General features: G+C 67.1%; 13 protein-coding genes. 7 read left to right on the top strand and 6 right to left on the bottom strand.

Features of this window, described 5'->3' with window-relative positions:
* Positions 1–47: 47 nt before the first annotated feature.
* The 3 genes from pstS to DAT37_RS14530 all read right to left on the bottom strand — a co-directional run bounded on the left by pstS (position 48) and on the right by DAT37_RS14530 (position 3,146).
* Positions 48–1,160: a phosphate ABC transporter substrate-binding protein PstS gene (pstS, locus tag DAT37_RS14540; protein ID WP_109525248.1), complete on the bottom strand. Its 1,113-nt coding sequence runs from the start codon at positions 1,158–1,160 to the stop codon at positions 48–50.
* 243 nt (positions 1,161–1,403) lie between these two features.
* Positions 1,404–2,327, bottom strand: coding sequence for a mycothiol synthase (mshD, locus tag DAT37_RS14535; RefSeq protein ID WP_109525247.1), 924 nt, complete (start codon positions 2,325–2,327; stop codon positions 1,404–1,406).
* A 45-nt stretch (positions 2,328–2,372) separates the two neighbouring features.
* Positions 2,373–3,146, bottom strand: a complete 774-nt coding sequence (locus DAT37_RS14530; RefSeq protein ID WP_109525246.1) for a winged helix-turn-helix transcriptional regulator — start codon at positions 3,144–3,146, stop codon at positions 2,373–2,375.
* Between the two features lie 184 nt (positions 3,147–3,330).
* On the opposite strand from DAT37_RS14530, the gene DAT37_RS14525 reads away from it, so the two are divergent.
* From DAT37_RS14525 to DAT37_RS14500, 6 genes are all read left to right on the top strand, one after another.
* Positions 3,331–4,149, top strand: a complete 819-nt coding sequence (locus DAT37_RS14525) for an LmeA family phospholipid-binding protein (protein WP_109525245.1) — start codon at positions 3,331–3,333, stop codon at positions 4,147–4,149.
* The gene (locus DAT37_RS14520; protein ID WP_109525244.1) at positions 4,146–4,595 is read left to right on the top strand and encodes a thioredoxin family protein; all 450 of its coding nucleotides are present in this window, start codon (positions 4,146–4,148) and stop codon (positions 4,593–4,595) included. The genes DAT37_RS14525 and DAT37_RS14520 overlap by 4 nt, the downstream gene beginning before the upstream one ends.
* 275 nt (positions 4,596–4,870) lie before the next feature.
* Positions 4,871–5,428 (top strand): DUF4395 domain-containing protein, encoded by a 558-nt coding sequence (locus DAT37_RS14515; protein WP_109525243.1) that lies wholly within the window; start codon positions 4,871–4,873, stop codon positions 5,426–5,428.
* Positions 5,429–5,460: 32 nt separating this feature from the next.
* A complete protein-coding gene (locus tag DAT37_RS14510) occupies positions 5,461–6,294 on the top strand; it encodes a sulfurtransferase (RefSeq protein ID WP_109525242.1) in 834 nt (277 codons plus the stop codon).
* A 5-nt stretch (positions 6,295–6,299) separates the two neighbouring features.
* A complete protein-coding gene (locus tag DAT37_RS14505; RefSeq protein WP_109525241.1) occupies positions 6,300–6,605 on the top strand; it encodes a DUF1416 domain-containing protein in 306 nt (101 codons plus the stop codon).
* 181 nt (positions 6,606–6,786) lie between these two features.
* Positions 6,787–7,485 carry an FABP family protein gene (locus DAT37_RS14500; RefSeq protein WP_109525240.1) on the top strand — a complete coding sequence of 233 codons (699 nt, stop codon included), beginning with the start codon at positions 6,787–6,789 and terminating at the stop codon, positions 7,483–7,485.
* 45 nt (positions 7,486–7,530) lie between these two features.
* Here the strand turns inward: DAT37_RS14500 and DAT37_RS14495 are convergent, their stop codons facing one another.
* The gene (locus DAT37_RS14495; protein ID WP_232839746.1) at positions 7,531–8,103 is read right to left on the bottom strand and encodes a Uma2 family endonuclease; all 573 of its coding nucleotides are present in this window, start codon (positions 8,101–8,103) and stop codon (positions 7,531–7,533) included.
* 272 nt (positions 8,104–8,375) lie between these two features.
* On the opposite strand from DAT37_RS14495, the gene DAT37_RS14490 reads away from it, so the two are divergent.
* Complete coding sequence (locus DAT37_RS14490) at positions 8,376–9,032, top strand: DUF4352 domain-containing protein (protein ID WP_232839745.1); 657 nt, start codon at positions 8,376–8,378, stop codon at positions 9,030–9,032.
* 641 nt (positions 9,033–9,673) lie between these two features.
* Here the strand turns inward: DAT37_RS14490 and cydC are convergent.
* Together cydC and DAT37_RS14480 are read right to left on the bottom strand one after the other, a co-directional pair.
* Complete coding sequence (gene cydC, locus DAT37_RS14485; RefSeq protein WP_109525624.1) at positions 9,674–11,380, bottom strand: thiol reductant ABC exporter subunit CydC; 1,707 nt, start codon at positions 11,378–11,380, stop codon at positions 9,674–9,676.
* 179 nt (positions 11,381–11,559) lie between these two features.
* Positions 11,560–13,470 (bottom strand): ABC transporter ATP-binding protein/permease, encoded by a 1,911-nt coding sequence (locus DAT37_RS14480; RefSeq protein WP_109525237.1) that lies wholly within the window; start codon positions 13,468–13,470, stop codon positions 11,560–11,562.
* Position 13,471 lies beyond the last annotated feature (1 nt).

Below are 13,471 nucleotides of genomic sequence, written 5' to 3'. Positions count from 1 at the left end.
ACGAGCCCGCTGCGGTCACCTCAGGGTGCACGGTCATGACTATGCGATCAGGAGATGGCGTTGATCGCGGTGGTCAGGCGGGTCTTGAACTGCTCGGGGATCGGGATGTACCCGTTGTCCTCGAGACCCTTCTGGCCATTGGTGACGGCGGTGTTCAGGAACGCCTTGACGGCCTTGCCGACCGCGGGATCGCTGTACTTCGAGCACACGATCTCGTAGGTGGCCAGCATGATCGGGTAGGAACCCTCGGTGGTCGGCTTGTAGAACGAGGAGGTGTCGAGGATGAGGTCGTTGCCCTCGCCCTTGATCTTCACGCCGTCGATGGCCTTGCCCGCGGACTCGACCGTCAGCTTCACCGGGGTCTTGCTCGCCGAGGTGACGATCTGCGCGACCGACAGGTTCTGCGACTTGGCGAAGGACCACTCGTTGTAGGTGATCGAGTTCTTGGTGCTCTTGACGGCGGCCGAGGTGCCCTCGTTGCCCTTGGCGCCCTCGCCGACGCCACCGTTGAAGGTCTTGCCGCCGCCCTTGCCCCACGCGCCGTCGGAGGCGGCGTCGAGGTAGAGCTGGAAGTTGTCGGTGGTGCCCGACTCGTCGGAACGGAACAGCACCGCGATCTTGTCCGAGGGCAGCTTGGCGCTGGGGTTGAGCGCCTTGATCTCGGGGGCGTCCCAGGTGGTGATGGCGCCGTTGAAGATCTTGGCGGCGGTCGGGCCGTCGAGAACCAGGTCGGTCACACCGTCGATGTTGTAGGTGACCGCGATCGGGCCGAAGACGGCGGGCAGGTTCCAGGCGGGCGCGCCGCAGCGCTCCTGGGCCTTGGCCGGCTCTTCCTTCTTCGCGCTCAGCGGCGAGTCGGAGCCACCGAAATCGGTCTGGCCGCCGATGAACTCGTTGACGCCCGCGCCGGAACCGCTCGAGGTGTAGTTCAGGGTGGCGCCGTCGCAGTTGGACTCGTAGGCCGCGATGAAACGCTCCATGGCGTTCTTCTGCGAGGACGCGCCGCTGGCCTTGAGTGCCTCTTTGCCACCGCACGCGACGCTGCTGTTGGCGGCGTTGCCGGTGTCGGTCGAGGTGTTGTCGTCACTGCCACACGCGGCCAGCGGCATGGCGACCGCGGCCAGCACACCGACGAGGGCGCTGCTGCGCTTGAGCTTCACTATTCCTCCGGGAATCACGTCATACGCGCCCGGTCCCTCACCGGCCCGGGCGGCTGTTGTGGTGCCGTTCGCGGGGAACCAGCGCACCGGGCAGCGGCTGTGCTGCCTCCAAGTAACGTAAAGTCGCCCGGTTGACAGTGGGACCAGTCCCGGTGAACGGAAAGTGAACAGGCTGGCGCGAATACTTCCGGCGTATGTGACGTTTGCCCCAGCATTACTCGCGGGGCATCCGATGGCCTTTTTCTATTCGGATTCCGCGTCGGTCGCGGCCGCGTAGGCGACGTCGACGTGGGCGGTCTCGAAGCCGAGCCGGGTATAGGTGCGCACCGCCGCGGTGTTGTCGGCCTCGGTGTAGAGCAGCACCTCGCCGAGCCCCGCGTCGTGCAGATGACGCAGACCGGCCAGCGTCAGCAGCCGACCGAGTCCCCTGCCCTGGGCGGCGGGATCGATTCCGACCACGTACACCTCACCGACCGGCGGGTTCTCGTCGTAATGCACCTTGGTCCAATGGAAACCGAGCAGGCGCTCCGGGTCTCGGGCCGCCGTCACGAGGAACAGTCCCTTCGGGTCGAACCACGCCTCACCGCGTCGCACGTCGATATCGGCTTCGGACCAACCGCCCTGTTCCGGATGCCAGGAGAAGGCCGCGTTGTTCACGCGCAGCAGTTCCGCGTCGTCGGCGGGCCCCGCGTAGGTGCGCAGCACGAGATCGTCCGGCACCACGAGTTCGGGTAGCTCCGGCTTTGCCAGCGGACGGCGCATCTGCCAGAGTTCGCGCGCGGTCACCAGAGTCAGCCGCGCGGCGACCGCGCCGGCAGCCGGCCGGTTACCGTGCGCCCAGACCCGCGTCCCCGCACCGCCCGCGGCCAGTGCCGCCGCGACCAACTCCGTGCCGATGCCGTGGCCGCGCGCGGCGGGATCGACGGCGACCTCTGCCATCGCCGGATGGTCGCCGTGCGCGTCGACCAGGTTGGCGTAACCGACCACGGAACCGTCGCGTTCGGCAAGCAGATGCCGGGCCGAATCCGGCGAGCCGAGCGAGAGCACCGCCTGCTCGGAAACCGGGGCGACACCGTCGGCCGCGGTCGCCCGCGCGAGCAGGCCGCGCACCGCTTCCGCGTCCTCGGCGTGCACGCCGGTACTCCATCGCCGTGCCGAATCCGTCATCGAGTCGCCTCTCCCGTCACGGCACGCCGAGCCGCCGCGTCCCTCTTACTGCTGCACGACCCCGTTGACCGGGGCCAGCGGAACATCGTCGCCCTCGGCGACGCTCTCCTCCTGGTAGGCGACGGGTTCGCCCTTGGTCGCCGCCGCGTTACGCGACGGACGGACCGCCTTGTACCCGACGTTGCGGACCGTGCCGATCAGCGATTCGTATTCGCTGCCGAGTTTGGCGCGCAACCGCCGCACGTGCACGTCGACCGTGCGCGTGCCGCCGAAGAAGTCGTAGCCCCAGACCTCCTGCAACAACTGCGCCCGGGTGAAGACCCGGCCCGCGTGCTGCGCGAGGTACTTGAGGAGTTCGAATTCCTTGTAGGTGAGGTCGAGCGGGCGACCGCGCAGGCGGGCGGTATAGGTGCCTTCGTCGATCACCAGCTCACCGAGGGTGATCTTGCCGGTGTTCTCCGGACTCGCCACGCCGCCGTTGCGGCCGACGAGCAGACGCAGACGCGCGTCGAGCTCGGCGGGTCCGGTCCCCGGCAGCAGGATGTCGTCCAGTCCCCAATCGGCGTTGACGGCCACCAGGCCGCCCTCGGTCAATACCGCCACGACCGGGACCGACGACCCGGTGCTGCCGAGTAACCGGCACAGGCCCCTGGCCGCTGCCAGGTCTGTGCGGGCGTCGACAAGTGCCACATCCGCCGTACCCGCTTCGAGCAGCGATGCCACCTCCGTCGGCGCCGGTCGCACATTGTGTGCGAGCAGCGCCAGGGAAGGCAGTACCGACTCGGGATTGGGGTCGGAGGTCAGCAGGAGCAGCTCCACAGCACTCCTCCTATCTAGTAGCTCCGCAGGACACAGCAACACTGCTAAGCCACGTCGCTGATCACAGGTGATTCCGGATGCAAGATTAGCGCGTCGACCACGATGACCTCGCCGTCCGGGTGACAGAACTATCCATATACGGACCGTCGATACGCGAAATGCACCGCCAAGTACTGTTTCTTTCATGCGCAAGCTGATCATCGGGCTGCTGATACTCGCGGGCTTGGCCGTGGTCATCGATTTCGGAGCCGCCGCCTATTCGGAATACCGCGTGTCGCGCGCCCTGCGTGTCGGCGCGGATCTGAGCGCGGACCCCGAGGTGACGATTCACGGATTCCCGTTCTTCGGTCAGGCGCTCGATGGTCGCTACCAGAGCGTCGGGATCCGCGCCCAAGCCGTCCGGCCCGATATTCCGGGCCAGATCTACGTGGAGGCGAATCTCACCGGAGTGCGATTGCCGTTCCGTGATCTGTCCGACGGCAAGGTCCGCCGGGTACCGGTCGAGAAACTCGACGCGCGCATGGTCATCGAACCCGTCGAACTCGGCCGCTTGTTCAATATCCCGGATCTGCAAGTGCATTCGCGTCCCGCGGACAAATCCGACGGGACCGGCGGATCGGGCGGATCGGGTATGACGACCAACGCCGACGGCCTGATCCTCACCGGCACCCTGCCCGGCACCGGCTCCAGGGAGGGCGGCAACGGCGCGCAGCTGGCGGGCGACAAGGTGAGCGTGCAGGCCGAGTTGAAACTGGTCGGCGATCAGGTGGAGATCACCGCGACCGGCTTCTACCGAGGCACCGGTCCCGACCTTCCGACCGGCGTGGAGATCCCCGAAGCCGAGCGGCCCGCGGTGCTCGCCAGATTCTCGCGCACAATCGATACCAAGGAACTCCCCTTCGGGATCACTCCGACCAAGGTGTTCGCACTCGGCGGACAGATCCAGGTGGAGGGCAAAGGCGAGAACGTGACGATCGATCTGGACAGATTGCAGCGACCATGACACAAATCACAATTCTGGTGGTGATGCTCCTCGCCGCCACCCTCGTCGGCTTGGCCTTGCGCAGACGCGGCGGCGCGGTCAGGGCGACCGGCAAGACCGTGACCGAGCAGTCGACGCGCGGGCAACTGCTGGCGGGCGCCGGGGTGACCGGCGGCGGCCCCGCCGTCCTGCACTTCTCCGCCGACTGGTGCGGTCCGTGCGCCGCCGTGCGCCGCGTAGTCGCCGGTGTCACCGAGGAATTGGCGGAATCCGCGCTGCCTCCGCTCGACATCGAGATCGATATCGACGCCGATCCCGCCCTGGCCCGCGAACTGAACGTGCTGTCGCTGCCGACCACCTTCGTCTTCGACACCCTCGGCCGCGAACGATTCCGCATCTCGGGTGTTCCCAAGTCGGGAGATCTGCTGACCGCGCTGGCCCCCTTGACAGTGCCCGACCCGGCCTGACGCCGCCGCATACAGCCTGTTTCGCACCCGCGGTCCAATTCTCCCGCCCAATTGGGTAAACTCGTGCTCGTGCAATCCGACCACGAGCTGATGCTCACCCGACGCCGCACAGTTGATCTGTGTCGCCTCGGCGGTTGTTGCTGCCTGTGCCGCTGACCGGTCGGTCGTTGCGCTTTTCCTGACGCCGACCCACGTTCACCGTGCGAGTGATCCACACGATCCCCCGGCGAACTGGCAAATTTCCGCCAACAGAGTCCCTCAGCGCAGGAGTACCCATGCCCTCCGATACCAACGACAATGTCACGAAGCCACCCGGCGGACCCGATCGTGTCGACGTCAGAGGACCCCGCTTCGCCGCGTGGGTGACCTCGGCCGTCCTGGTCGTGGTCCTGATCGCCGCGACGTTCTCGGCAGGCCTGGCCGCCGTGCTCATCGCCGCGCAGGGCGTCGTCTTCGCGATCGGCGCGGCGCTCGGCCCGCGACGGCACCCCTACGGCCGGATCTTCGCCGCGTTCGTCGCGCCGCGCGTCGGTCCCGCCACCGAAACCGAACCGACGGCGCCGCTGCGGTTCGCCCAATTACTCGGCCTGATCTTCAGCGCCGTCAGCCTGCTGGGTTTCCTGGCCGGCTCCACAGTGGTCGGCGGTGTGTTCGCCGGCTTCGCCCTGTTCGCCGCGTTCCTGAACGCGGCGTTCGGGATCTGCCTGGGTTGCCAGCTCTATCCGCTGGTCACCCGCTTCCGCCGGACCACTCCGAGCGGCGTCGTCGGCGAATCCTCCGGGATCACGCGTGACGCCACTTCCGGCCCCGCCGGAACCCCGGCACAGAACTGAACCCTGCAAGTCGAAATCCCGAAAGGAACAACATGGCTCGCTCCGATGTCCTGGTCTCCGTTGACTGGGCCGAAGAGAACCTCAACGCCCCCGGCGTGGTCTTCGTCGAGGTCGATGAGGACACCTCTGCCTACGACGGTGGACATATCGAGGGTGCCGTCCGGCTCGACTGGAAGAAGGACCTGCAGGATCAGGTTCGTCGCGACTTCGTGAACCAGGAGCAGTTCTCCGATCTGCTCTCGGCCCGCGGCATTTCCAACGACGACGAGGTCGTGCTCTACGGCGGCAACAACAACTGGTTCGCGGCCTACGCGTACTGGTACTTCAAGCTGTACGGCCACAACAACGTCAAGCTGCTCGACGGTGGTCGCAAGAAATGGGAGCTCGACGGCCGTCCGCTCTCGGCCGACGCCGTCACCCGTCCGGCCACCCAGTACAAGGCCGCCGCGCCCGACCTGACCATTCGCGCCTTCCGCGACGAGGTCATCGCCGCGATCGGCACCAAGAACCTGGTCGACGTGCGTTCGCCCGACGAGTTCTCCGGCAAGATCCTTGCTCCCGCGCACCTGCCGCAGGAGCAGAGCCAGCGTCCCGGCCACATCCCGACCGCGATCAGCGTGCCGTGGAGCAAGGCCGCGAACGAGGACGGCACGTTCAAGTCCGACGACGAGCTGACCGAGATCTACAAGGAAGCCGGCCTCGACGGCGAGAAGGACACCATCGCCTACTGCCGGATCGGTGAGCGTTCCTCGCACACCTGGTTCGTGCTGCAGGAACTGCTCGGCCACCAGAATGTCAAGAACTACGACGGCAGCTGGACCGAATACGGTTCGCTCGTCGGCGCTCCGATCGAGTTGGGAGAGTAATTCATATGTGCGCAGCACCTACCCAGGGTCAGGCAATCCCCGCGGGCGTCGATGTGGAGAAGGAAACGGTCATCACCGGCCGTGTCCTGAGCACCGACGGCCAGCCGGTCGGCGGCGCGTTCGTGCGCCTGCTGGACGGTAACGGCGATTTCACCGCCGAGGTCGTCGCCTCCGGCACCGGTGACTTCCGCTTCTTCGCCGCTCCCGGCGCGTGGACCTTGCGCGCGCTGTCCTCGTCGGGCAACGGCTCGGCCGAGGTCCGCCCCGAGGGCGCGGGCATCCACAGCGTGGACGTCGCGGTCGCCAAATAAGGCACCTTTCGACGGCCCCGGTGCTTCCTGTGAGGGGAAGCACCGGGGCCGTTTGCGTCGGAGCGGGCACCAGTCGTTAGACTCCGAATGTGGTCCTCTTCTTCGAGATTCTGCTGGTGGCCGTATCCGTCCTCATCGGCTGGTTCGGTCTGTACGTCTTCTACCGGCTGTTCACCGAGTCATGAGCGATCTCGCGAGCGAAGGTTCCAATCCGGCCGAGCGAGCGAGTGATCACATGAACGGCAACGGGCATTCCGTCCGTCGCAGTGGCGACGAGGCGGTAGCCGAGGCAGCCGAACGCGCGAAGTCGACCGGTGCCCGCAACATCCCGGTCCTTCCGGATCTCCCGCTCCCCGAGGACACCGCTAATCTGCGGCTCGGGCCCGATCTGAGTCCGGCGCTGCTCGCTCTGCTGCCGATGGTCGGCGTGTGGCGCGGCGAAGGCGAAGGCAATTCCCCCGATCGGGGCGACTACCGCTTCGGCCAGCAGATCATCGTCTCCCACGACGGCGGCGACTACCTGGCCTGGAGCTCGCGCTCCTGGATCATCGAGGCCGACGGCTCCTACGGCGGCCCCGACCTCCGCGAAAGCGGTTTCTGGCGGGTCGGCACCGACGACAACGACGAAGTCATCGAACTGCTGCTCACCCACAGCACCGGCATCGTCGAACTCTTCTACGGCACCGCCCTGACCCAGTCCTCCTGGGAACTGGCGACCGACGTCGTCATCCGCTCCCAATCCGGCATCGTGGTCGGCGGAGCCAAACGCCTCTACGGCATCATCGAAGGCGGCGACCTGGCCTACGTCGAGGAACGCGTCGTCGCCGACGGCCCCCTCGAACCCCGCCTCTCCGCCCGCCTCCAGCGCTACATCGGCTGACGATCGCCTCTGTTCAGCTCACCCGGTCGATCGGCGCGGCGTAGTTCAGCCGCGACGACCGACCGCCGTCAGATCGATATCGATCTCGAACGGCACGCTGATCTTCAGGCGATCGTGGAAGATGCCCACCGGCACATACCGATTCGTCGCGGGATCGAGTTCGTAGACGTACACCACGACCCGATCCACGTCACCACGCTCGACCCGCCAGTAGTGCGGAATTCCCGCGTTGGCGTACTTCAGCGGCTTCGTTTCGCGGTCACGTTCCTCGGAACCGGGAGACACCGCCTCCACCGCCAGCACCAGATCCTCGGCGAAGTAGTACGTCGACGGATCTCTCCGATCGAGCGCATCCGCGGTCACCACCATGACATCGGGCTCGGGCATCTGCCGTTTGCCCAGCTTCACCGCCATCTCACGATCCGCGCGCAGATGCGCGGGCGCCTGTAGGTCGAGTTCGCGACGGAGAAGTGAAATAACCTGCCGGTGCCGCTTCTCCTGCGGGCTCCGAAAGACCAGTCCCCCGTCGATCAGCTCGGTGTTCTTCGGAAGACCCCGCAGTCGCAGGAACGCGGCGACCGTGAACCCACCCGGTGGCGGGATCACCCAGTCGGGCAACGGCTGGAAGACAATTGGGCCAGCCTACCGTGCACGGTCCCACCGCCCGAAAATCGGGCAGCCGTCGGGGTCGCTGCTACCGGTCATCTGCTGGTATACCGCGGCGGAGAACCTCCGCGTTCGCGACCGCGCCAGCTATGGCACGGCACCTCCACAATCTCGCGGTCCGCAAATTCCGGCATCCGCCCCTACCCGAAAAGCGGCAACCCGTAACGTGTCATCCGCCACACCGATCAGATGGTGATATCCACTGGAACAAGCAGGGGGAACCCGTGACCTATCCGCAGCAACCGCCGACCGGGCCGCAACAGCAGCCGTACGGGACACAACCTGGCTACCCGATCCAGCAGCCGCATCCTTCCGGGTATCCGGGCCAGCAATACCCGGTGCAGCAAACACCGAAGAAGAAGACCCCGGTGTGGCCGTTCCTGCTCATCCTCCTTCCGATCCTGTTGTGCGGTGGATGCTTCGGCATCGTCAGCCTCGCGAGCAACAGCGACACCGATGAAACCAGCACATCCAACCGCAACGGGGATATCGCCGCGATCGGCTCGGCGGTCCGGGATGGGAAGTTCGAGTTCCAAGTCACTTCCGTCGAAGCACCGGTGTCGACACTCGGCAGCGGGTATCGCGAGGCGACCGCGATGGGCGAGTTCATAGTGATCCGCCTGGACGTCACCAACACGGGCAACGAACCGAGGTCATACATCGACAGCAATCAGAAGCTGTTCGATGCTCAGGGACGCGAGTTCGCAAACGATTCGTCGGCCGTTCGAGCTGTGAACTCGGAAGACTGGAAACCAGATTTGAATCCTGGCTTCAAGATTCAGGTCGCGCTGGTGTTCGACGTACCGATTGGAACCGTGCCGACGTCACTGGAGTTGCACGATTCGATGTTCTCGGGTGGTACGAAGGTCGCGTTGCGGTGACCAGCCCGCTGCGGACGCCCCCGACAGATCATTCGACAGAACCTCTGCTCGGCTATTCGAACTCTTCACAAGCACTGCCCTGATCGCGGCACATTCTTTTCCAGATGCAGCGACCCTCCAAAGCTCGATCGGAAAACGTTCGATTCAGGAGGCGTCGCCGCAGCCGGGTGGCAATCAGTTCGTTGCAATTCTTTTGTGGCGCTTCATGATTCATGATTGCACAACACCGGAATTGCGATCCGGAGCGTCGATCACCTCACGTCGTAAATCCTGAGAATCAGGTAGCGGTTCGTGGTCGACGGGGAACAAGTGAGTCATCCGGATAGTGGTCGGTGCAGTCGACAGGTCTGTTTTCGGTGATGTTCAGGATCTGCCGCGTCGGCATTATTCCCGACCATGTCGGCCATATCGAGAACGTTCGGGCCGGAAAATGGAGCGGCCCCCGAGTCGTATCCGTTCAGGGCGAACCTGTGCGGCCCGGTCGGACAGGACCGGGGACTCGGGGGCCGGGTGGCTGCTTTGGATTCGCTGGCGCTGACGCGGCGGATCCACCTGCAGCGGTGGCGCTAGCGGACAGCCACCTCACGCGTCCGTTTGATAACCATTCTTCGAACCACCTCCTTCCTTGTGTAAGGACGAAGTTAGCGAAAGGTCGGGTGGGCGTGCAACGGATTATTCGAGGAGCGGAATTCGGGGGTGACCTCACCGGAGCCGTCGATGTGAAGAACCAGGTCGGCCTGGTGATCGGGGGGCGGTTGGTGGGTGACGACCACGACGGTGCGGTCGGGTTCGACCAGTCCGCTCGAGATGTCGAGTAGGTCGCGCAGCAGGTCTGCGCCCGCTTCGGCTTCGAGGTGTTCGGTCGGTTCGTCGAGTAGCAGTATTCGGGCCGGGGAGAGCAGGGCGCGGGCCAGCAGCAGGCGGCGGCGCTGGCCGCCGGAAACCGCCGCCGCACCGCCGACGAGGTCGGTATGGATGCCGTCGGGCAGGGAGTCGAGCCAGTCGCCGAGGCCGACCCCGTTCAGGGCTTTCTCGGCTTCGGCGGCGGTGACGTCACCCCTGGCCACCCGCAGATTCTCGAGCACGGAGGTACCGAAGAGGTGGGCGTCCTCGGCGAAGAAGGTGGCATCGGGGCGCGGGGTGTCGAACAGTCCGGCCCAGTACATGAGCAGAGTGGTTTTGCCCGCGCCGCTCGGGCCGACCACGGCGACGCGGCGGGCTTCGGGGAGATCCGGGAAGCGGAGCAGCAGCGAGTCGAGGTCGCGGGGGACGGAAGTATCCGTGCGAGGTGGTCGCCGCGCCGCGCCGTCGAGTTGCGTCAGGCGACGCAGTGCCGCACGCGAGGTGGTCAAAGCCTGGGCGGCGGCGGGCAACGGACCTACCGCTTCGAAGGCGGACAGGGGCAGCAGTACGAGGATGGTGAGGGCCATCGGTGTCATCGCGCCGGGCGCGCCGCCGTCGGGGCCGTAGAGGGTGATGCCGATGAGGAGCGCGGCGAGCACGCTGACTCCGATCGACAACGGCGTCGCCGCGGCTGCCCACGCGGTGCGGGAGGCCGCCGCGTTCTCCGCGGCCACGGCACGTTTGCCCGCCGACTGCGCGGCGTCGAAGGTTTCCCCGAGTCGACCGGCCACGCGCAGTTCGGCCGCGTGATCGAGCACGGTGACGGCGTCGGCGGTGAATTCGGCGCGGTCGGCTCGGACCGCGAGTTCGGCGTCGCGTGCGGCGCGAGCGGACAGCCACGGTGCGAGGATGCCGGTGATCGCGAGCGCGCCGGCCAGGATCGCCGCCGCCGGGACGGAAATGGTGGCGAGCATGGCCACGGCGGCCAGGGACAGGATCGCGGCGACGGCCACCGGTACGAAGACACGGACCACGACCGCGCCGAGATCATCGATATCGCTGCCGATGCGGACGAGAAGATCGCCTCGCCGCGGCGGCACGTGCGCGCCCGCGACCGGCCGCGTATTCGAAGATCCGTGGTCCGATAGTGCGTCGGCGGTCGGAACCTGCTGTGGGTCGGAGGTTTCCCGTGGCGAGGTACGCCGCAACCAGATATCCGAGCCCGCGACGGTGCGGTAGACCGTGGTCCGCGCGATCGTCATCGAACGCAACGCGACGTCGTGCGTGGCGAGCCGTTCCAGATATCTCGCGAGTCCCCGGGAGATCCCGAGCGCGCGCACCGAGACGACCGCGACGCTCAGCGCCAGCACCGGCGGCATCTCCCAGGCCCGCGCGATCAACCAGGCGGACAGTGCCGCGAGCGCCAGCGCGCTCCCCAGCGCCGCGACGCCCCAGGCGACCGCGACCAGAATCCGCCACGGAGACAAGGCGAGCAGGGTCCACATCCGGACCAGATCACCGCGCAGCGAATCCCCTGTCGGACAGTCTCCTCCCGAAGGGATCGGATCACCGTCACCACCACCGCCCACCGAACCCCCAGCTGCACCGAGCCGGACCGAAGGCGCCACGAAGTCATCACCGCGACGCAGCGAATCCCGCGTCGCGCTGTGCCGGTCGGAATCGGTCACGGGGTCACCCCCGCGGCGAAATCGAGTGCCGTCGCCTCGACCCGGACGATATGGTCCGCGGCGGCGAGGACGGAAGGACGGTGACCGACCACGATGACCGTCGCGCCCGCGCGTGCCCGGTCGCGCAGTGCGGCGAGAACGGTCGCTTCCGTGTCGGAGTCCAGGTGGGCGGTGGGTTCGTCGAGCAGGAGTACGGCGCGATCGGCGGCGAGTACCCGGGTCAGGGCCAGGCGTTGACGTTGACCGAGGGACAGCCCGACACCCCCGGCTCCGACGACGGTGTTCCATCGGTGCGGCAGTTCGTCGAGTACGGCGTCGAATCCGGTGGCGACGCAGGTGGCTTCGAGATCATCGAGAATTCGCGCGGCACCGTGGGCCGAGGAGTCGGTGACACGAGCGCCGAAGAGTTCCAGATTCTCGCGCAGGGTGCCGGGGACGAGAACCGGGCGTTGGGGTAACCACGCGACCCGCGCCCACCAGGTGTCCGGGTCGAGGTCGCGCACATCCACGCCGTCGACGGTGACGTGCCCGCGATCCGGCGCGATCAGTCCCAGAACGGCTTGCAGCGCTGTCGATTTCCCGCTGCCGTTCGGCCCGGCCAGGACCGTGACCGCGCCGGGGCGCAGTAGCGCGGACAGATCGGCGGGTGCGCAACCGTGCCGGGCGCGCACCGACAGGTCGTTGATTTCGATGTGCGCGGCTGCGCTCGATCCGATACCGGGGGCGCATGCGGGCGTTCGATCCGCACTCGCCGCGATCGGTCGCCCGCCTTCGGTTGGCGGCACCGACGATTCGGCGTCGGACGGTCGCGCGCGTGACTCCCCACCGATGGCGATCGCGCCTTCGGCAGCCGACGCCTCCCGCGCGGGTTCGAGCACCGCGAAGGCCCGATCGGCCGCCGCCATGCCGTCCTGCGCCGCGTGGAACCGCTCGCCGACCGTGCGCAGAGGCAGGTAGACCTCCGGCGCGAGGATCAGCGCGACCAGTCCGGCGTAGAGGCTCATCCCCCCGTAGACCAGCCGCAGGCCGATGGAGACGGCGATCAGGGCGACGCTGAGGGTGGCGAGCAATTCCAGCACCATCGAGGACAGGAACGCGATGCGCAGGGCGCGCATGGTGCGTAGGCGCAGTGAGTCGCCGAGGGCGTGCACGCGGGGTTCCATGGTCCGGCCGGAGTGGACATTCTGGCCGTCCGATGTCGGCTTTCCGGCATCGGAACGCGGAGAATGTCCGGTGGAGCCGGGGGCACTCTCGCGCCCGAGCGCCCGTAAGGTCGGCATCCCGGCGAACAGGTCGAGCAATTGCTCCGACAGCCGGGTGGTCGCGGTCAGCGTGGCCGCGGCGCGGCCCTGGGTGAGGTAGCCGATGAGGATCATGAAGACCGGGATCAGCGGCAGGGTCACCACGGCTATCGCGCCGGAGATCGGGTCGTGGACGGCGATGACGATCAGCACGATCGGCGGCACCAGGCAGGCGAGCAGCAGGGCGGGCAGGTAGCCGGTGAGGTAGGCGCGCAGGCCGCTCAGGCCGGTGCTCACGACCACGGCGAGTTCGCCGCGGCGGGTGTCGAGTTCGCGCGGTGGGAGTTCGGCTCCGGCCGCGAGGACGGCGGTCTCGAGTTCGGTCACCACGGTCGCGCCCGCCCGGTGCGCCGAGCGCGACTGCCACCAGGTGGCGAGCACCCGCACGGCGATCGCGGCGGCGATGACGGTGAATTCGACGCTCCACCCACCGAGCGAACGCCGCCCCGGATCGGTGATCACTCCGGCGAGCACCCGCGCGAGAGTGACGGCGGTGACGACGATGCAGCCCGTGATCACCACCGACAACCCGACGCTCAGCGCCAGATACGGGCGCGCCGAGCGGGCGTACTTCCACAGGCGGGGGTCGACGGGTGGACGCGCCATG

It is taken from the genome of Nocardia aurea (assembly GCF_003123685.1).
In the GTDB taxonomy this organism is placed as follows: domain Bacteria; phylum Actinomycetota; class Actinomycetes; order Mycobacteriales; family Mycobacteriaceae; genus Nocardia; species Nocardia aurea.
The sequence above is the reverse complement of the archived record's forward strand: the minus strand, read 5'-3'. Positions and strand labels throughout refer to the sequence as shown.